The organism is Neorhizobium sp. USDA 3394, assembly GCF_056280385.1.
Genome location: NZ_JBWCDU010000001.1, coordinates 2,135,073 through 2,154,025, shown reverse-complemented (window position 1 = coordinate 2,154,025; position 18,953 = coordinate 2,135,073). Strand labels below are relative to the sequence as shown.

Here is an 18,953-nt window from a genome sequence, read left to right as displayed (position 1 = left end):
AGAGGGCGAGAGGAGGAGCGGATGGCTTTATAATGAGCAGCAAGAGCGCTCGCCGCGGTGAAAGTCCGTGCTGGTCGCCTTGTTCCATCCAGACGCGGACAGCGTTCATCCGATCGATCGGTCGCAGCCAGCCTCCTGCGTGTGATCGGAGGTCAGATCGGCGATGGCCTGGAGCTGCTCTGATAGGAAGCACCTGACGCGAGCGCCTGAAATTCCTCTAACGTCCTTCGATCCGGAACCAAACGTCTTCCCCTGAGGTAGGCAGGATAGAATTCCAACTCCTGTCCCCTGAGCGTAATCACGCATGTGAATTCAGTAGGAATTTCGATGACTTCCAGCTCGAACACTTCCTCGGTGCCGGAGACGTGGTAATCGATGAGAGCGAGAGCTTCATGATAGGCAGCGGCAAAATCGCCCCGCCGAAAGGCGCTGTAGGTTCCGTTGGGCTTGTTACTGATGTCGACGACACCGTACCCTTGGGCATCATTGACGAGATATTGCCATCCGGAGCCGGCCGCGGAATCCAGGTCGGCAGCCGTACGTGGCAACGAAGCTAGCACCCGTTTCGGGAATGGCCCGATGTGACTATAGCTGGTGTTCTTGCTATCGTGCCCGGGGCTGCCCGCAAGGATGTTTATGCCGCGAGCGAACTTTTCGTCGATGGAAGATGGCGCATTCCGTATTGCCAAGGGCATGTCAACGTCTCTCGTTTCGATCGGGGGCACCCATTCAATATGGCGCTCGGACGAAATAGGTCTGCACCCACTTCCCCTTGTATTCTAGGTAATCCAATTGAAGTTCGTCACCCGGAACCGGAAACGAATCTCCAAATCCGGGATCGCCTACGATGTAGTGTTCTGACCCATCCTCCGCGATCCAGCCTCCGGTGATCACCACCGCGTGGCCTTCCTTAGTCGGCCATTCGATCTGGACACAATCGGGTTGTTCTTATCAAGCTCCTTCAGGATACGCCGAAACTCGCCGTGTCACATTGAGTGCCGGCGTCGCAACGCACAATACGGAGCCCGGTCATCATAGGGGCGGGCTGATTCCAGGATTCATCGGGAATCCATGGCGGGGGAATTTTGAGCGCCCGTCCAACTATCTCGTTCTGACTGCGGGAGGCGTTCGGTTCGTAGTGATGCGAGATGCTTGAGGCCGTCGCCGCCCAGCACCACTTGCTCTGTTCCTGGAGTTGGATAGCGAAGTCCAATTCAATCTTATTTGGATACTCGTGTCGAGTTGCCGGGCCATCGATGAGGCGATGATGCGGATCGCACATCAGCATGAGGTTGCCTGGACGGGTCGAAAGCTCTGACGACAGCGACTTGTGACCCCGCGGGCCATCCACCGAGTCGGCGACGATGTGGGCGATGTAGGAAGCGTTGAGGTCGGACTTGCCCGAGACAAGATCTCCGATGAGCAACTTGTTGCACCCGCGGAACTGACACCGTCCCGCAGCCCGTGCCCAGACAATCGCCCTGATGTTCGGCGGCGTCGAGGGGCGTCGCGGACGGCCCGCCTTCACGACCGCGTCGGATTCTTCAGGCTCTGCATCGAACTCAACCTCGCTCATGCCACCCTGCCTGTCTTGTCGCTACAGAAGATTGATCCTGTTTTGTTCCACTTGATATCATCCGGGCATCTTTCGATGCCCGGATTGCGCCTATGGATGCGGCTCTAGGTCGGGAGCTTTGAGCGCCTCACCGGGCATTTGGGACAGACCCAATGGCCGTGGGACATACCCATTGGCTCCGCAGACCACTTTTTCTGCAGCAATCAGCTGCACCCGCTCGTCGCACCGCACGTGTCGCACTTCTCGCAAGTCCCATTCCGAACCATCGTGAAGTTCTGGCACTCGCCGCACATGTTGCCCGTATAGCCTTGAGCGATCGAGCGCATGCGGCGTTCGTTTTCGACCTTCTTGGCTTCGGTCTTCGCCGCGGCTGCCTCGTCGGCGGCCTTGTCGGAGAAGAGGGCGGTGGTGGCGGCCTGTTCCTCGGCCAGTTCCTCGACGATCTCTTCGGCGAGTTCCTTGGCGCGCTCCTCGTAGTCCCGCTTGAAGGAGACGATTTCGGAGGTGGAGATGGCAACCGTCGGTTCCAGCTTGCGGGCGGCGGCACCGGCAAAGGCGGTGACGTTGGTGCCGGCCGAGGCGCGGGCAGGGGCGGCGGTGGCTGCACCCTTGATTTCGGCCGGGCGATCGCCGCCGGTGCCGGAAACGAGGGTCGGCTTGTAGCCGCGGGTCAGGCCCTTGGAGACGACGTCCGCCTTGCCTTCCGAAACGCCGCGGCCGAGCGCGGTGTTGGAGAAGTCCGACGTATCGACATGCGCGAGGTCGTGGCGGCCGAGATAGGAGATCGCCAGTTCCCGGAACACGTAGTCGAGGATGGACGTGGCGTTCTTGATCGCGTCATTGCCCGTGACGATGCCGGCCGGTTCGAACTTGGTGAAGGTGAACGCATCGACATATTCCTCGAGCGGCACGCCATACTGCAGGCCGAGCGAGACGGAGATCGCGAAGTTGTTGATGAAGGCGCGCAGCGCCGAACCTTCCTTGTTCATGTCGAGGAAGATTTCGCCGAGACGGCCGTCGTCGTATTCGCCGGTGCGCAGGAAGATGGTGTGACCGCCGATCTTTGCCTTCTGGGTATAACCCTTGCGGCGGCCGGGCAGCTTTTCCTGGCTGCGGACGACCTTTTCGATGATCCGCTCGACGATCTTTTCGGTGATCGTCACGGCCTGGGCGGCTGCCGGCTGGGCCAGCAGTTCCTCGACGGCGTCTTCCGCATCGTCATCGGCGATCAGCGACGAGTTGAGCGGCTGCGAAAGCTTCGAGCCGTCGCGATAGAGCGCGTTGGCCTTGAGGCCGAGCTTCCAGGAGAGCATGTAGGCGGAGCCGCAATCCTCGACGGTCGCGTCGTTCGGCATGTTGATCGTCTTGGAGATCGCGCCTGAGATGAACGGCTGGGCAGCCGCCATCATCCGGATATGGCTCTCGACCGAGAGATAACGCTTGCCGATCTTGCCGCAGGGATTGGCGCAATCGAAGACAGGCAGATGTTCGGCCTTCAGGAAGGGCGCGCCTTCGAGCGTCATCGCGCCGCAGACATGGATGTTGGCGGCTTCGATGTCCTTCTTGGAGAAACCGATATGTTCGAGCAGGTTGAAGCTGATGTCGGAGAGCTGCTCGTCGGAAACCTTGAGCGTGTTCTTCAGGAAGTCGGCGCCCAAAGTCCACTGATTGAAGACGAACTTGATGTCGAAGGCAGCCTTGGTGGCGCTGTTGATCGCTTCTATCTTCTCGTCGGTGAAACCCTTGGCCTTCAGCGAGCCGGGGTTGATGCCGGGCGCCTGATTGATGTTGCCATGGCCGACCGCATAGGCCTCGATCTCGGCGATCTGGCTTTCGGTGTAGCCGAGGGTGCGCAGCGCTTCCGGAACGGCGCCGTTGATGATCTTCCAGTAGCCGCCGCCGGCGAGCTTCTTGAACTTGACGAGCGCGAAATCAGGCTCGATGCCGGTCGTGTCGCAATCCATGACGAGGCCGATCGTGCCGGTGGGCGCGATAACCGAGACCTGCGCGTTACGGTAGCCATGCTGTTCGCCGAGGACAAGCGCCTTGTCCCAGGCGGCCTTGGCATGGGCGACGAGGTCCTGGTCCGGGTTTTCCGAATGGATCAGCGCGACCGGGTTGACCGACAGCTGCTCGTAGCCCGAGGTCTCGCCATGGGCGGCGCGGCGATGGTTGCGGATGACCCGCAGCATGCTGTCGCGGTTCGGCGCATAGTTCGGGAAGGGACCGAGCTCGGAGGCGATTTCAGCCGAGGTGGCATAGGAAATGCCGGTCATGATCGCGGTCAGCGAGCCGGCGATGGCGCGGCCTTCCGGAGAGTCATAGGCGATGCCGGTCGACATCAGGAGGCCGCCGATATTGGCGTAACCGAGGCCGAGCGTGCGGTACTGGTAGGAGAGTTCGGCGATCTGGCGCGACGGGAACTGCGCCATCATCACCGAGATTTCGAGCACGACGGTCCAGAGCCGGGTCGCATGTTCGTAATCGGCGATGTTGATGCGGGCAGTCGCCTTGTCCTTGAACTGCAGCAGGTTCATCGAGGCGAGGTTGCAGGCCGTGTCGTCGAGGAACATGTATTCCGAGCACGGATTCGAGCCGCGGATCGGGCCGCCGGCCGGGGACGTGTGCCAGTCGTTCATCGTCGAGTTGAAATGGATGCCCGGATCGGCGGACGCCCAGGCCGCGTAGGAGATCTGTTCCCAGAGGTCCTTGGCCTTCAGCGTCTTCATCACGCGGCCGTCCTTGCGGGCGGTGAGGTTCCAGTCACCCTCCTGCTCGACGGCGCGCAAAAAGTCGTCCTTGAGCGAGACGGAGTTGTTGGAGTTCTGGCCGGAGACGGTGAGATAGGCTTCCGAATCCCAGTCCGTGTCATAGGTCTTGAATTCCAGGTCCTTGTAGCCCTGGCGGGCGAACTGGATGACGCGGCCCACGTAGTTTTCGGGAACCTGGTCCTTCTTGGCGGCCTTGATCTCGCGCTTGAGGGCAGGGTTCTTGAGCGGGTCGAAGCAATCGTCGCCGGAACCGCCTTCGCAGTTGAGGCAGGCCTTCATGATGGCCTTCAGGTGCTTGGAGACGATCTTGGAGCCGGTGACGAGGGCCGCCACCTTCTGTTCTTCCTTGACCTTCCAGTTGATGTATTCCTCGATATCCGGATGGTCGATATCGACGACGACCATCTTGGCGGCGCGGCGGGTCGTGCCGCCCGACTTGATGGCGCCGGCGGCGCGGTCGCCGATTTTCAGGAAGCTCATCAGGCCGGAGGAGCGGCCGCCGCCGGACAGCTTTTCGCCTTCGCCGCGCAGCATCGAGAAGTTGGAGCCGGTGCCGGAGCCGTATTTGAAGAGACGCGCCTCGCGGACCCACAGGTCCATAATGCCGCCTTCGTTGACGAGATCGTCCTCGACCGACTGGATGAAGCAGGCATGCGGCTGCGGATGCTCATAGGCCGACTTCGACTTGGTGAGCTTGCCGGTGAAGGGGTCGACATAGAAATGGCCCTGGCCGGGGCCGTCGATGCCATAGGCCCAGTGCAGGCCGGTGTTGAACCACTGCGGCGAATTCGGGGCGACGCGCTGGGTGGCGAGCATATAGGCAAGCTCGTCCATGAAGGCTGCGGCGTCTTCTTCGGAGGTGAAATAGCCACCCTTCCAGCCCCAATAGGTCCAGGTGCCGGCAAGGCGGGAAAAGACCTGGCGCGCATCGGTTTCGGAACCGTACTGCTCTTCCTTCGGCAAGGCCTTCATCGCTTCCGTGTCAGCTACAGAGCGCCACAGGAAGGAGGGGACGTCATTCTCTTCGACCTTTTTCAGGATCTTCGGAACGCCGGCCTTGCGGAAATATTTCTGCGCCAGAACGTCGGTCGCGACCTGGGAGAACTGCGCAGGCACGTCGATATCGGCCAGCCGGAAGACGATCGAGCCGTCCGGATTGCGGATCTCGCTGATCCCCTTGCGGAATTCGATTTCCCCGTAAGCGCCTGTGGCTGGCTTGGTGAAACGACGTTCGATGCGCATTGCCTTAAATCCCTCGTCAGTTGGCGCCCGATTGAAGAGCGCAGATGTGCCGCTCCAGCCCACACGTTCGACGCGCGCAGCCGGTTGAATGTTTCCGATCCCCAGGTGATCATCTTTCGATGCCAACCTGTATGTTGTGGTGATAACGGCTGCAACACTACTACATATAGTATTAACAGAATCTTTCCGCCAGTCCCAGCCATTGTTCCGGAGCGGAAAATCGAGACGCACGGAGATCCTGCTAGCAGCCCGCCCCTCATAGCCGGACTGCATGGTCTTTTCCCGTCAAACTCGAAGAAGAACCGGCCTCGTTAATTCCGGTCCAGTCGCCGCCGCAACGTAAGGAACACTGTCGAACGAGCCGAGAGATTCGTCAAGGCGTAGATTGCAATGCTTTTGTAACCACAAGATATTGTGGTTCGCGGCTGTGGATAACGGGGAGGAAGAAATAGACGAGGATTCTCAGGCAGTTGCGGGGATAGCCTGAAGCTTGCGTCATGAGGCCCGGAAATATTTCGTGAGAGGCGGCAGGCGCCGGAAGCCCGGTTCGGCGGGGTTTTGAGGGTTCGGCCGTACCATATCGAGGCAGTTCAAGAATCTGTGGCCACCACTAATAGATAAGCCGGCGCGTTTTTTTAACCGGCAGGCCCGTGACAAGGGCCGAGATTTTTGAAAAGGGGGCCGTAAAGAATCAGCAGCCGACGCTTCAAGCCTGATGAAGCCCGTCCCAGGAAAAGAGGCCCAGGTGTCCCAAACGGCGTCGGGACGATAGCCGCGCAGGCTAACCTAAAAGACGGGGATGTGTGCCGATCAGGTTCTTCATCGGCAGGCCCGGGATATTCGCTCGTTTTTCCCTGGCGCTGTGGCGTCAACGATGCCGCAGCGCCAGGGGAAGTCACCGAGCTCAGAGAGAATCGACGTTTATCCCGATCGTCACGGCGCCGATCGGCGTTCCGCTCTCGTCGGAAATCGTCACGCTTGCCTGCGACTGCAGCGTCTGGGACGATTCGTCCTTTTCGACCTCGTCGACAAAAAGCGCGTTCTTGCCGGCACCGAAGGATTTCTTGAACTTTGCCTCGTCGCCCTGCCAATAATCGGAGGTGATGTCGCTCTGGCCGACATTGAGGCCCTTGGCGTCCATGATGAAGATTTCCGTAATTGCTCCCTCGGACTTTTCCTTCTTCTCAACGAGAAGTTTCGACAGGGCGTTGTTCAGCACGTTGTCGATCGTCGCGCGGCTGGAACTGTCGACCTCGGCGCGCCATTTCTTGTCGAGCGCTAGGATATCGGCGTCGCTCAGCTTGGCATTGGCGGCATTCTGGGCCTTGATCGCCGAAATGACCACCGTGTCGGTGAGCCAGGGCTTTACTTTGGCTGTGACATATTCGGTCACCGGTGCGACGTGGGCTTCCTCGGCCTGAGCGGTGCCGAGGGGCAGGGCGGATATGGTGCTGCCGAGAAGGAGCATGACGATGATCTTATGCATGGGTGGTTCCCTTCCATAGGTTGCTGACGTTTATTGGGTCATGCCGCCAGAGAGGCGTCTTCAGGACGCTTGTCTGAACGGAGCGGCAAAGCCGGTTCTTTGGTCGGAAAGAGATTGATGTCTCCCCGATTCGGAATGGGCCTGGGCACCATTTCCGGCTGTTTTTCCGACGGTGAAACTGCTGGCCGAACTGAGCAGCAGACGGCCTTGGGAGAGCAGTTCCTGGCAGGCAGCATTGGTTTCCTCCACCATCGCGGCATTCTGCTGGGTGGCGTGATCCATCTGGTTGATCGCGGTGTTGATCTCTTGCAGCCCCGTGGCCTGTTCCCGATAGGACTGGACGATCGAAACGATGCTGTCGCTGATGCGGTCGATCTGGTGGCCGATCTGGAGAAGGGCATCGCCCGTGTCGTTGACAAGCCCGACGCCGGCAGCGACCTCCTGATTGGAGCTGGTGATCAGAACCTTGATTTCCTTGGCCGCATTGGCCGATCTCTGGGCCAGCTCGCGCACTTCCTGGGCAACGACTGCAAAACCCTTGCCGGCCTCGCCCGCGCGGGCCGCCTCGACGCCGGCATTCAGCGCCAGGAGATTGGTCTGGAAGGCGATCTCGTCGATAACGCCGATGATGTGGCCGATCTGGCTGGACGAGGCCTGGATCCGGTCCATCGCCCCGATCGCATTGCGGACGACGGTTGCCGACGAATGGGCGCCCTTCTTCGTTTCCTCGACGAGGTGCCCGGCGCTCTCCGCCTTCTGTGAAGAGGTTCTGACCGTCGTGGTGACCTGGCCAAGCGAGGCGGCGGTCTCCTGGAGAGCGGCGGCCTGTCGTTCCGTGCGCTGGGCCAGCTGATCGGCGGCGCCGGCAAGCTCGCTGGAACGATCTTCCACCTGGTGAGAGGCTTCCTTGATTTCGGTCAGGGCGGCGGCAACCGCCTCGACCATGTTGTTGAAATCCTGTTGCAGTTTCTCAAAATCCGGCCCGAGACCATTGAGATGAATCGAAAAGTCGCCTCCGGCAAGCCTTTCCAGCGCATCTCCAAGCTGTGCCATGACGGCCCGTTGCGTGTTGCTGGTTTCCTCGGTGATCCGCGCGTTGCGGGCGCGTTCCTCGTCAAGCGACTGGCGCTGCTCGGCGGCGATGCGCTCTTCTTCGACCTTCGCAATCGCCTCGCCGCGGAACACTTCCAGCGCGCGGGAGAGAACGCCTATCTCGTCACCATTGCGCTGGTATTCGATTGGGGATGTGAGGTCGCCGGTTTGCAAAGCGATGATGCGCGCGCTGAGGTTCCTGACCGGGCGTCCGACAAGCCGGCGCATTGCGAGGAGAAAGGCTGTGACAGCGACGGTGATGACGAGCAATTGGATAAGGAGGGTGGCCAGCACTTCCTCCTGCGCGGTGGCGAGGATTTTCTCCACCGACCAGGCGGTGAAGAGATAACCCGTGACCTTGCCCCCTTTGTCCGGGGGCAGGGGCACGACGATCCCGACCAGACCTCTGGAAGTCAGCGTCGTATCGACAACTGTCTTGTCGGGTTTCTGACCGATAGTCTGGGCCAATTCGGTTGAAGACAGGACGCCTGCCACGCCTTCGCGTGCCCAGATGTCGACCGGGACGAGCTCGGCGTTGAACGCGGCGAATTGGACCAGGTCGAGGTTAGGGTTGTCGCGCTGCAGAGTATAGGCTTCCCGCACCGCGTTGACCTTGCCCCATTTCACGCCGCCGGCTGCAGCCGACGCGAACTGCTCGGTACCGCGCGACCAATGCGCCGTCGCCGTGCTGATCAGCAAGCGCGTTTCCGATATCCAGGTATAGGTGGCCAAGGCGGAAACGCCACAAATATTGACCGCGACGATAAGCGCCGCCAGTTTGGTGGTCAGCGGCATCCTATTCAAAATATCACGCATGCGGGCCTCGATGTCATGCAGACGCGACTGGGAGACCCCAGTCTGGCGGATTGAACTCGGACATCGTACGCTGAGGGTGTTACACGGCAGGCATCATGCCCGCGTCGCCATTGTCAGGCAAAGCCTACGGACGACAGTGTTCCTCCTTTATATGAAGAAAAAATAAAATTAGCACACCCTTATGAGGAAAGGGCAACCGGCAGGTGAAATATTGCACCTGGGACGATCTCCCGACGCGAGATCCTTGATGAAAGCCAATTCGAGCCGCGCGGGGTTCTCCACGAGCCCTCACGATGCCGAAATCAACGATTTTTCACCGCGGCCTTCGGGGACGCACAGGATTTGTGGCTGGCCCGCGCCGAAACGCTTCGGCGGAGAGGGGCGCCACATCGCCCTTCTCCTTACCGTCCACAACTCCCGCTCGAACCTCGCCGCGACAGGCTAGCTGCGTTCGGCTTTGGCGATCGGCTCCTGGTAGGTGAAGCCCATGTCCCAGGGGAAATAGATCCAGGTGTCCTGGCTGACTTCCGTGACGAATGTGTCGATGGTCGGCACGCCGGAGGGTTTTGCGTAGACGCAGGCGAAATGCGCCTTCGGCAGCATGGTACGCACTTCCGATGCCGTCTTGCCGGTATCGGTCAGGTCGTCGATGACAAGGACGCCGGCGCCTTCGTCGACCGTCAGTTCGGGAGTGATTCCCTTCAGCAGGTTCATTTCGCCCTGGTTGACGTAGTCGTGGTAGGAGGCGATACAGACCGTCTCGATGAGGCGGATATTGAGTTCGCGCGAAATGATCGCCGCCGGCACCAGGCCGCCGCGGGTGATACAGACGATCGCGCGGAAATCCTGCTTGAGGCCTGCGAGACGCCAGGCAAGCGCCCGGGCGTCGCGATGGAATTGATCCCAGGAAACGGGGAAGGCTTTTTCGGGAAGAGACATGAGGCTGGCCACCATTAGCGAAAGCATGTTGTTGGCTCTCGCTAATAGCGGCAATTCGCCCGAAGACGCAAGGATTTGTCAGCGGGAAAGCAAAGTCAGCGCCGTCATCGAATCAAGCAGGGTACGGGTGACGCCGCCAAACAGCATTTCCCACCAGCGCGCGTGGCCGTAACCACCCATCACCAGCAGGTCGACGCTGCCCTCCGAGAGGTGGTTCTCGATCGCCGCTGCCGCCGTGAGGCCGCTCTTTCGCTGGGTTGACAGCGTCACGTTGATACCGTGCCGGGCAAGGGTGGTAGCGATCTCGGCCCCTGCCATTTCCGGCGTCTGGCCGCCGCGGTCGCCCGGATCGACGCAAAACACCTCGACGCTATCGGCACCTTTGAGGAACGGCATCGAATCGAAGGTCGCCCGCGCCGCCTCCCGCGAACCGTTCCAGGCGATCATCACCCGCTTGATCGGTTGCGGCACCTTCATCGTGTAGGGGATGAGCAGCATCGGCCGACCGCTGTCGAAGAGGAAGGTTTCCAGATCGGCGCGGTGATCCGCGTGGGCGGGATCGCTCTGGCTCGCGACGATCAGGTCGACGGCATGGGCGGTATCCATCACCGAGTGGGAGCCGTAACCGGCCGACGACATGAAGCTGCGCCATTCGACGGAAAGGCCCTCGCGGGCCGATTGCGCCTTGAAGATCCGCTCGACCTCCGCCGTTTCCTTCTGCGCAGCGTCCTGAAGGATCTGCACGGCGGCGGGATCGGGGATTTCCATCGGCGCGATCAGCGGCACGGCGGCGAGCGTTTCGGCATGCACGCCGATCAGATGGGCGGAAAACCGTTCGGCGAGCGCGATGCCGAAATCGGTGATCTGCCGGGCGTTTTGAGGTGTGTCGAGAACGGCGAGAATGGTCTTGTAGGCCATGGCTGTATCTCCTCATCAACTGGTTCCGCGGGATTGGAAACCAGTCTATGATAAATACGTGTGTCGCGCCTTGATCCCGGTCAAGGAGCGCGCTGCCGGCAATCAGGAGACAGAGTGCCGCGGTCAGGCATCGGCTGTCGGATTGGTGGCGATCTTGGCGCGGTCGATGCCGGCGATCATCTCCGCCACGGCTTGCGCGGCCGCATCCAGAACCTGCGGATCGCGGGCGCGCACGACGATCTCGGTCGAGAACCGCTGCCCGTCATATTTCGGATAGGAGCCGATGCTGGTCTGAGGATGCGCCTTCTGCACCGCCGAGAGAAGTGTGCCGATATCACCCTCGCCATAGGGGCAGGGCAGCGCCCGCGACAGCATTTTTGCGCCCGAGCGCAACATCGGCAGCACGTTGTCGACCATCGCCTGGAAGACCTGCGGCACGCCGGCCATCACATAGACATTGCCGATGATGAAGCCGGGAGCGGTCGAGACCGGGTTCGCGATATGTTTGGAGCCTTCAGGCATGCGGGCCATGCGCTGGCGCGCCTCGGTGAATTCCATCTCCCGGCGCTTGTACATGTCGGCAAGCAGCTTCATCGCGTCGGGATCGTGGATGCAGGGCACGCCGAAGGCTTTCGAGATCGCATCGGCGGTGATGTCGTCATGGGTAGGGCCAATGCCGCCCGAGGTGAAGACGTAGTCGTAGCGGCCGCGCAGGGCATTCAGCGCCTCGACGATCGCATCCTCCTCGTCGGCGACGATCCGCACTTCCTTGAGGTCTATGCCCGAAAGCGTCAGCAGATCGGCGAGATGGCCGATATTCTTGTCCTTGGTCCGGCCCGACAAAAGTTCGTCGCCGATGGCGAGCATGGCGGCGGTGACGATCAAGGATGGTTGCGACGCTTCAGACATGGATATTCCTCCGTAGGTGCCACACTCCTAAGCCCAAATTTTTCGAGGCAGAAGCGATTTTGTCGGGACGGCTGCAGAAACCGCGTCTGTTACGAATTTATGATCCGCAAGCGAAATATCGTCTTCGAATGCTGAACAGTGCGTAGACCCGGCAGGGGCTGTCGCCAAGCTGTGAAGCCGTTACATCTGGGCCTGGTTCTGGCCGCAGACGGCCTTGTTCACACATCAGACATCGAATGGAGAAGATCATGGCGAAGGTTCTCGTGCTTTATTATTCCGCTTACGGCCACATCGAGAAGATGGCCTACGCCGTCGCGGAAGGCGCGAACTCGGCAGGCGCCGACGTGACGGTCAAGCGCGTTCCGGAACTGGTTCCGGACGAGGTCGCAAAGGCCTCCTACTACAAGATGGACCAGCAGGCTCCGGTCGCGACCGTCGAGGAGCTGACCGAATACGACGCGATCATCGTCGGCGCCGGCACCCGCTTCGGCACCGTCGCTTCGCAGATGCGCAATTTCTGGGATCAGACCGGCGGCCTCTGGGCGCAGGGCAAGCTGGTCGGCAAGATCGGCTCGATGTTCACTTCGTCCGCTACCCAGCACGGCGGCCAGGAATCGACCATCCTCGGCTTCATTCCGACCTTCCTGCATCAGGGCATGGCGGTCGTCGGCCTGCCTTATGCCTTTGCCGGCCAAATGGGCACCGAAGAAGTCAAGGGCGGTTCGCCCTACGGCGCCAGCACGATCACCAACGGCGACGGCTCGCGCCAGCCTTCCGAGATCGAACTCGAAGGCGCCAAGTTCCAGGGCGCCCACGTCGCCAAGCTGGCTGCCAAGCTCGCCGGCTGATTGAATTGCCATGAATTTCCGAAGGGCGCGGCGAGAGATCGCCGCGCCCTTCGTTCGTCAGGCCATGTTTTTTCGCAACCGGCGAACCGCTTCCGCGATTTGGGTGCTTGACGACGCCCCGCAACTTCAAGAAACAGGACGCCAAGCGGACGTGGCGAAACTGGTAGACGCAAGAGACTTAAAATCTCTCGGCCTTTGGTCATGCGGGTTCGATCCCCGCCGTCCGCACCAAGCCTGGCCGTGCCTGCAACCGTTTGCGATGAAGACCGTTTGATATCCACTTCGATGGAGGCGTGCTTTGGGCTTTACCTTTGCGATCGGCGATATCCACGGCTGCCTGGCGCAGTTGAAGGAGCTGCTCGGGCAGGTGGAAGACCATGCGCCGTCCGGGCATGTGATCTTCATCGGTGATTACATCGACCGCGGGCCGAAGAGCAGGGGCGTGCTCGACCTTGTCATGGCCGGGCCGCGGAAAGAGGGCTGGCGGTGGACGGCGCTCAAGGGCAATCATGAGGACATGATGGTTCGCGCGCATCAGAACCGCGGGCACGACGAGATCACCTGGCTCGACAATGGCGGCCGCGAGACGATGGTTTCCTTCGAGGGTTACGTGCCGCCCCTGGTGCTGTCATGGTGCGCGCATCGTCCCCTGATCCTTGTCGACGAGCACCGGATCTTCGTGCATGCCGGCGTCGACGAGACGCTGCCGCTCAATGGGCAGCGGGAGCGCGACCTGATCTGGAAGCGATTTGCAAGCGACGATGACGGCGAATTCTGGGGCCGGCATCTCTGCCACGGCCACACGCCGCTTCCCGGCAATCCACAGACGATCGGAAACCGCACCAATATCGACAGCGGCTGCGTGTTCGGCGGCGAACTGACCTGTGCCGTCTTCGACGACGATGAGCCCGGCGGGCCGCTCGAATTCCTGCGCGTGCCGGGCTAGTGCCGCCAGAAAACCGGCGTCAGCAGGACCAGCACGGTCAGGATTTCGAGACGTCCGAGCAGCATCATCAGCGACAGGAGATAGAGCGCCGGATCGCTGATCGTGGAAAAGTTGCCGACGGGACCGACGATCGGGCCGATGCCAGGACCGACGTTCGAGAGCGCGGTGATGACCGAGGACGTGGCGGTCAGGACGTCGTAACCCAACAGCGCCATGCCGACGCTGCCGACGACCCAGAGGAAAATGTAGAGGCTGACGAACAGGAAGACCGCGCGCTGCGTTTCGGCATCCACCGTCAGGCTGCCGTAACGTACGGGGTAGATCGCGTTCGGATAGATAAGCTTGTTCAGCCCGGCGCGGATGACGTTGACCATCACCACGAAACGATAGGCCTTGATGCCGCCGGCCGTCGAGCCTGAGCAGCCGCCCACGAAGGTGGCGAAGAAGGCGACGAGCACCACGAACGGTCCCCAGAGCGTATAGTCGTCGCTCGCAAAGCCGCCGGTCGACAGGATCGAGGTGATGTTGAAGAACGAATGGATCAGGGCGTCGTCCAGTTCGACGCCATTTCTCAGGTGGTGGTAGACGGCAACGACGATCGAGATGAGGCAGAGATAACCGAGGAAAACCAGGATCTGCGGATCGCGCAGCGTATCCAGCCGCCCGCGCACGGCAAGCAGGATCAGCACCGAAAACGGCAGGCTGGAGATCGCCAGGAAGACGTTGCCGACGACCAGAAGCCCGTTGTTGTCGAAATAGCCAAACGACATGTCGTGCGTCGAGAAGCCGGCCGTCGCGATCGTCGACATCGCATGGTTCAGCGCATCGAAATGGTCCATGCCGGCGAGATCGTAAGCGATTGTGCAGGCAAGCGTCAGTAGGACGTAGACGATCAGGAAGGCACGGGTGAAACTGGCAAGCCGGGCGAAAGGCTTGTCGTTGGTCTCCGACGATTCAAGCTTGAAGATCGAGGCGCCGCCGACTTTCAGGAACGGCAGGACGAACAGGCCGAGGCCGACGATTCCGATGCCGCCGAGCCAGGTGAGCAGCGAGCGCCAGAGCAGGATGCCGGGCGGCATGGTGTCCAGCCCGACGATCACGGTCGAGCCGGTCGTGGTAATGCCGGAAATCGATTCGAACAGCGCCTGCGCGAACGAGAGTTCGTGTTCGGCAAGGAAGAGCGGAATGGCGCCGACCACGGAAAACATCGCCCAAAGGACGTTGACCAGCAGGAAGCCGAGACGCTTGTTGAAGACTGGCGGGGGGCCATGGGTCGCGAGCGCAGCCGCCGCTGCAAGTCCGCCGACCATGAGGCCGGACATTGCGAAAACCTGCCAGTCGCGATGCCCGTAATAAAGGTCCACCATCGCCGGCAGGAACATGGCGAGCGACAGGTAGAGTGCGCAGAGCGCCGTTATGTAGATGACCGACCGAAGAAGATTGGCGTTCAAAAATGGTTGTCCCGAAGTTCGCGGCAACTGAAAGAAGCTTTGTCTCAGCCGTAAGCCTATGGCATAGCGGGACCATTCTTGAAATTCAATGGATGGCCGATGTGACCAAGGCAGGTGTGACCGGGGCAGGCGTGACGAAAGCCGCCGTGGACGAAGCGAAAGTCGCGATGCGGGAGATTTTTCCCGAAACGCCGCTGCAGATGAACGAGCACCTCAGCCGGCGTTATGGTGCCGAAATCTGGCTGAAACGCGAAGACCTGTCTCCGGTCCGCTCCTACAAGATCCGCGGCGCCTTCAACTTCCTGCGCAAGGCGATTGCCTCGGGCGCCAAGGGCAAGACCTTCGTATGCGCCTCGGCCGGTAATCACGCGCAGGGTTTTGCCTTCGTCTGCCGGCATTTCGAAGTGCCGGGCGTGGTCTTCATGCCGGTGACGACGCCGCAGCAGAAGATCGACAAGACCCGCATGTTCGGCGGCCCTTTCATCACCATCCGGTTGATCGGCGACATTTTCGACCAGTGCTATGCGGCGGCCCGCGCCTATGTGGAAGAGATCGGCGGCGTCATGGTTCCGCCTTTCGACGACGCAGACATCATCGAGGGCCAGGCGACCGTTGCGGCTGAACTGGTCGAGCAATTGCCGGAAGGCGTGACGCCCGATCTGGTCATCCTGCCGGTCGGCGGCGGCGGGCTTTCGTCGGGCACGACCGGCTATCTGAAGGAGATCGTCAAGCGGGAAGACTTTCTCTTCACCGAGCCGGAAGGCGCCCCGAGCCTCAAGAAGAGCCTCGAAGCCGGCGAACCGATCACGCTCGCCAAGCTCGACAACTTCGTCGACGGTGCCGCGGTGGCGCGGATCGGCGACCTGAATTTCGAGGCGCTGAAGGGATTTTCGCCGGACCAGGTCCTGCTGGTGCCGGAAAACGCGATTTGCGTGACGATCACCGAGATGCTCAATGTCGAGGGTGTCGTGCTGGAGCCGGCCGGTGCCCTGTCGATCACCGCGCTGGAGATGCTGGGACGCGAAAAGCTCGCCGGCAAGACGGTGGTCTGCGTTGTCTCGGGCGGCAATTTCGATTTCGAGCGCCTGCCGGACGTCAAGGAACGCGCCATGCGCTATTCCGGTCTCAAGAAATACTTCGTGCTGCGGCTTGCTCAGCGCCCCGGCGCGCTGCGCGATTTCCTCAATCTCCTGGGCCCGGAAGACGATATCGCCCGCTTCGAATACCTGAAGAAATCGGCCCGCAATTTTGGCTCAATCCTGATCGGCATCGAAACGGTGAGGCCGGAGAATTTCGCCGGCCTGCTCGAACGGTTCGATGCGGCCGGCATGGGGTATCAGGACATTACCGAGAACGAGATCCTGGCGAACCTCGTCATCTGAGGACGGTCTGCAGCCAGGCGATGGTCTGGTCGGCAAGCGGTCCGGTGGTCGCCGGGGAGACGATGTCGCCGGCAATCACATGGTTGCCGGGATCACCGGTCTTTCCCACGTCGAAAAGCGCGTGAGGCCCGCCCCAGCGAGCTGCGACCGCGCGCACCTTGTCGGGTCGGATGACCAGGTCGAGCGAGGAATAGAGGAATAGCGCCGGCGTCTTGATCTGCTCGACGGGGCTCTCGACCGAGAGCTTCACGAGTGCGGCCATCGGGAGCAGCGCTTTTGTCGGATAGCGGGTCGTCCAGTGAGCGGCATGACGGTCGCTATAGGGCGTGAAACCGCGGCTTTCGCCGAGTAGCAGTTTTGAAAGCTGCGACGCGACCGGTGTCGTCAGAAGAAATGCGGCAAAGCTGTTGATGCCGTAGTTCGGCGATACGAACACGGCCGCCGAGATGCGCGATGCGATCTTCGGATCGGCAAGCGCCAACGTCGCAAGCGAGGCGCCGGTCGAGGTGCCGATGACGATGACGCGATTGCCGAGTGCTTCGCCGATCGCGAGACTTTCGGTAAAATCCGCCAGCCAGTCTTTGATGCTTGGCTCCCCCATGGCATCGCCGCTGCGGCCATGGCCGGCGAGACGGGTGAAATAGAGATTGGCACCGAGTGCTGCCGCGATGCGGTCGGGCAGGGGGCGTATCTCCTCGGCCGAAGCCGAGAAGCCGTGCAGGTAGACGATCGCGAAAGGCGTCTTTGCCTTCGTCGCCGGGTCGGCCCAGACGATGCGTTTGGCGGCACCCGGCCGGATGTCCGGATAGCGGCTTTCGCTGGCGGCAAGATAGGCATCTATGTCGGCGCCGAGGCGGGCCTTGTCGAAGGCGGGGAAACCGTCAGCGGGCATGCGTGGGCCGGACATCAGCATCACTCCTAAGGCGGCGATCAGGATCGCGCACACATAAATGATCGCCCGCCATGACAAGAAACTCCTCCGCATCCGGCGCTCCCTCCGAACCGAATGAGATGATAGGCGGGCTTCGTGACGGCGGGAAGTCTATCGGCCGCAGATATGCGGCCTGGCGGGCAGGGCACAGAAGCCGCGGCGTTCCACCTCAGGTCGGGTCTTCTCGATGACGTTGGTCCAGACGAGGCCTGCAAAGCGTGAAGGCACCATGTCCCACGCATCCCGGTCGTCTATGCCGGACGATCCGGCGTCGCCGGCTTCGAACGGGCCGATCAGCACGACATCCGATCCCGCCGCCTGCATCCGGTCGTAGAAACGCTCCGGCCAGCCCCAGAGCAGGAAGGCAAGATTGGCCGGGACCGGCACCAGGGTATCGCGGCAGGCTTCCGGCACATGGCCGCTCCATCCGAGCGCCAGGTAGTTGAGGAGGCAGGATTTGGCGGAGCGATTGGAATAGCCGGGAAGGCCAGGGACGAGCGCCACCGCTTTTTCGGTCGGCTCGTTTCCGCCATAAACGCCGAACGCCGCCGCCCGGGCAACGGGGTCGGTATTGAGAAGCGTTGCCAGAACTTCGCCTTCCTCTGTGCGGCGGCTCTTGAAGTTGATCAGGAAACGACGCTCCGGCAGCGCCGTAAAAACCTCCGGCAAGGTTGGCATCAGGCCCTTGCCCTGGCCTCGGAACGGAAAGGTCCGGCCGCCGTCGGCGGTGTAGCCGTAGCCGATGTCGAGTGTCTTCAGGACCGGCATGGGGGTCTGTTCGGTAACGCCCTTGGCCTCGGTGCGGCAATCGAGCGTCCAGTCGTGGAAAACGGCAAACTGCCTGTCCGGCGTCAGGTGCACGTCGAGTTCGACGACGTCGGCGCCGGCATCGAAGGCGGCCTTCATTCCTGCCACGGTATTTTCCAGGTAGGCATGCGTCGGCGGCAGCATCAGGCTCGCGGTGCAGGTGTCGTTCCGGACGTTGGTGTCATCGAAAAGCTGGTGCTGGCCGCGATGGGCAATGATCCTGAGCGGACGGTCGTCCGGAAATCGGGAGAAGAGGGAGGTATTGCCGATCCAAAGCGCGGCGATGACAGCGAAAAGTATTGCGGCGATCTTCCATTTCATGCGGACGGCTCCTGAAGCGTGCGGATGGACATCAGACGCTCGAGCGCGACTTTTCCTTGGGTGCCCCGCTTCCGGCTTGCGCGGGAATATGCTAGGCAGCCGCCATGGCTTCGTTTCTGTCCAATATTTTCTCGATGTTCTCCGGTGGCGGCAAGTCGGCCGAGGCACCTGCCGCTTCCGCCAAGCCCGTCGAGCATGGCGGCTGCATCATCCATCCGGCACCGATCCGCGAAGGGTCGCAGTTCCGGCTTGCCGGACGTATCGAGAAGGACGTAGAAGGCGAGACCTTGGTGCGTAATTTCGTCCGCGCCGACGTCTTCACCTCGATGGACGACGCGGTCGAATATACCGTCCGCAAGGCTCAGCAGATCATCGACCAGAACGGCCCCTCGCTGTTTTCCGATGGGGAGAAGTCGCGCTCCGCGTGACATGCGTTCCGCATTGTGATCGCAAAGATTGCCGGCCACACTCAAAATTAAAGCATTAGCGATAGCTTGAAGCATCTGTTCCGATGTCTT

Annotated in this window: 15 protein-coding genes and 1 tRNA gene; 5 read left to right on the top strand and 11 right to left on the bottom strand. The window is 61.2% G+C overall.

All coding sequences use genetic code 11. The features are described from left to right. Positions 1 to 152: 152 nt before the first annotated feature. The 8 genes from ACZ9EJ_RS10285 to ACZ9EJ_RS10250 all read right to left on the bottom strand — a co-directional run bounded on the left by ACZ9EJ_RS10285 (position 153) and on the right by ACZ9EJ_RS10250 (position 11,749). A complete protein-coding gene (locus tag ACZ9EJ_RS10285; RefSeq protein WP_046640742.1) occupies positions 153 to 695 on the bottom strand; it encodes a hypothetical protein in 543 nt (180 codons plus the stop codon). 266 nt (positions 696 to 961) lie between these two features. Then, positions 962 to 1,576: a papain-like cysteine protease family protein gene (locus ACZ9EJ_RS10280; protein ID WP_052764614.1), complete on the bottom strand. Its 615-nt coding sequence runs from the start codon at positions 1,574 to 1,576 to the stop codon at positions 962 to 964. 203 nt (positions 1,577 to 1,779) lie between these two features. Continuing rightward, entirely contained in the window at positions 1,780 to 5,589 is a 3,810-nt protein-coding gene (locus tag ACZ9EJ_RS10275) for a vitamin B12-dependent ribonucleotide reductase (RefSeq protein ID WP_046640741.1), read from the bottom strand. Between the two features lie 904 nt (positions 5,590 to 6,493). Then, positions 6,494 to 7,075, bottom strand: coding sequence for a hypothetical protein (locus tag ACZ9EJ_RS10270; protein ID WP_046640740.1), 582 nt, complete (start codon positions 7,073 to 7,075; stop codon positions 6,494 to 6,496). A gap of 60 nt (positions 7,076 to 7,135) precedes the next feature. Continuing rightward, positions 7,136 to 8,983 carry a methyl-accepting chemotaxis protein gene (locus tag ACZ9EJ_RS10265; RefSeq protein ID WP_046640739.1) on the bottom strand — a complete coding sequence of 616 codons (1,848 nt, stop codon included), beginning with the start codon at positions 8,981 to 8,983 and terminating at the stop codon, positions 7,136 to 7,138. Between the two features lie 441 nt (positions 8,984 to 9,424). Further along, positions 9,425 to 9,922, bottom strand: coding sequence for a xanthine phosphoribosyltransferase (gpt, locus tag ACZ9EJ_RS10260; RefSeq protein ID WP_046630965.1), 498 nt, complete (start codon positions 9,920 to 9,922; stop codon positions 9,425 to 9,427). Positions 9,923 to 10,000: 78 nt separating this feature from the next. After that, positions 10,001 to 10,840: a universal stress protein gene (locus tag ACZ9EJ_RS10255; RefSeq protein WP_046630882.1), complete on the bottom strand. Its 840-nt coding sequence runs from the start codon at positions 10,838 to 10,840 to the stop codon at positions 10,001 to 10,003. 123 nt (positions 10,841 to 10,963) lie between these two features. Then, positions 10,964 to 11,749 (bottom strand): competence/damage-inducible protein A, encoded by a 786-nt coding sequence (locus ACZ9EJ_RS10250; RefSeq protein WP_046640738.1) that lies wholly within the window; start codon positions 11,747 to 11,749, stop codon positions 10,964 to 10,966. Between the two features lie 248 nt (positions 11,750 to 11,997). Between ACZ9EJ_RS10250 and wrbA the strand changes: the two genes are divergently transcribed. The 3 genes from wrbA (at position 11,998) to ACZ9EJ_RS10235 (ending at position 13,543) form a co-directional block, all read left to right on the top strand. Further along, on the top strand, positions 11,998 to 12,597 hold the full coding sequence (gene wrbA / locus ACZ9EJ_RS10245; RefSeq protein ID WP_046640779.1) for an NAD(P)H:quinone oxidoreductase type IV: 600 nt from the start codon (positions 11,998 to 12,000) through the stop codon (positions 12,595 to 12,597). Positions 12,598 to 12,742: 145 nt separating this feature from the next. Beyond that, positions 12,743 to 12,828: transfer RNA gene (locus ACZ9EJ_RS10240), tRNA-Leu, on the top strand. A gap of 67 nt (positions 12,829 to 12,895) precedes the next feature. After that, positions 12,896 to 13,543: a metallophosphoesterase family protein gene (locus tag ACZ9EJ_RS10235; RefSeq protein ID WP_046640737.1), complete on the top strand. Its 648-nt coding sequence runs from the start codon at positions 12,896 to 12,898 to the stop codon at positions 13,541 to 13,543. Here the strand turns inward: ACZ9EJ_RS10235 and ACZ9EJ_RS10230 are convergent. Continuing rightward, the gene (locus ACZ9EJ_RS10230) at positions 13,540 to 14,994 is read right to left on the bottom strand and encodes a TrkH family potassium uptake protein (RefSeq protein WP_046640735.1); all 1,455 of its coding nucleotides are present in this window, start codon (positions 14,992 to 14,994) and stop codon (positions 13,540 to 13,542) included. The genes ACZ9EJ_RS10235 and ACZ9EJ_RS10230 overlap by 4 nt on opposite strands. A gap of 167 nt (positions 14,995 to 15,161) precedes the next feature. Here ACZ9EJ_RS10230 and ilvA point away from each other — a divergent pair, with 167 nt between their 5' ends. Continuing rightward, the gene (ilvA, locus tag ACZ9EJ_RS10225; RefSeq protein WP_285229972.1) at positions 15,162 to 16,376 is read left to right on the top strand and encodes a threonine ammonia-lyase; all 1,215 of its coding nucleotides are present in this window, start codon (positions 15,162 to 15,164) and stop codon (positions 16,374 to 16,376) included. Here the strand turns inward: ilvA and ACZ9EJ_RS10220 are convergent. Next, complete coding sequence (locus tag ACZ9EJ_RS10220) at positions 16,369 to 17,283, bottom strand: alpha/beta hydrolase (protein ID WP_251090402.1); 915 nt, start codon at positions 17,281 to 17,283, stop codon at positions 16,369 to 16,371. The genes ilvA and ACZ9EJ_RS10220 overlap by 8 nt on opposite strands. 135 nt (positions 17,284 to 17,418) lie before the next feature. Further along, the gene (locus ACZ9EJ_RS10215) at positions 17,419 to 18,435 is read right to left on the bottom strand and encodes a glycerophosphodiester phosphodiesterase family protein (RefSeq protein WP_046640733.1); all 1,017 of its coding nucleotides are present in this window, start codon (positions 18,433 to 18,435) and stop codon (positions 17,419 to 17,421) included. 104 nt (positions 18,436 to 18,539) lie between these two features. Here ACZ9EJ_RS10215 and ACZ9EJ_RS10210 point away from each other — a divergent pair, with 104 nt between their 5' ends. Next, a complete protein-coding gene (locus tag ACZ9EJ_RS10210; RefSeq protein WP_046630867.1) occupies positions 18,540 to 18,863 on the top strand; it encodes an HlyU family transcriptional regulator in 324 nt (107 codons plus the stop codon). Positions 18,864 to 18,953 lie beyond the last annotated feature (90 nt).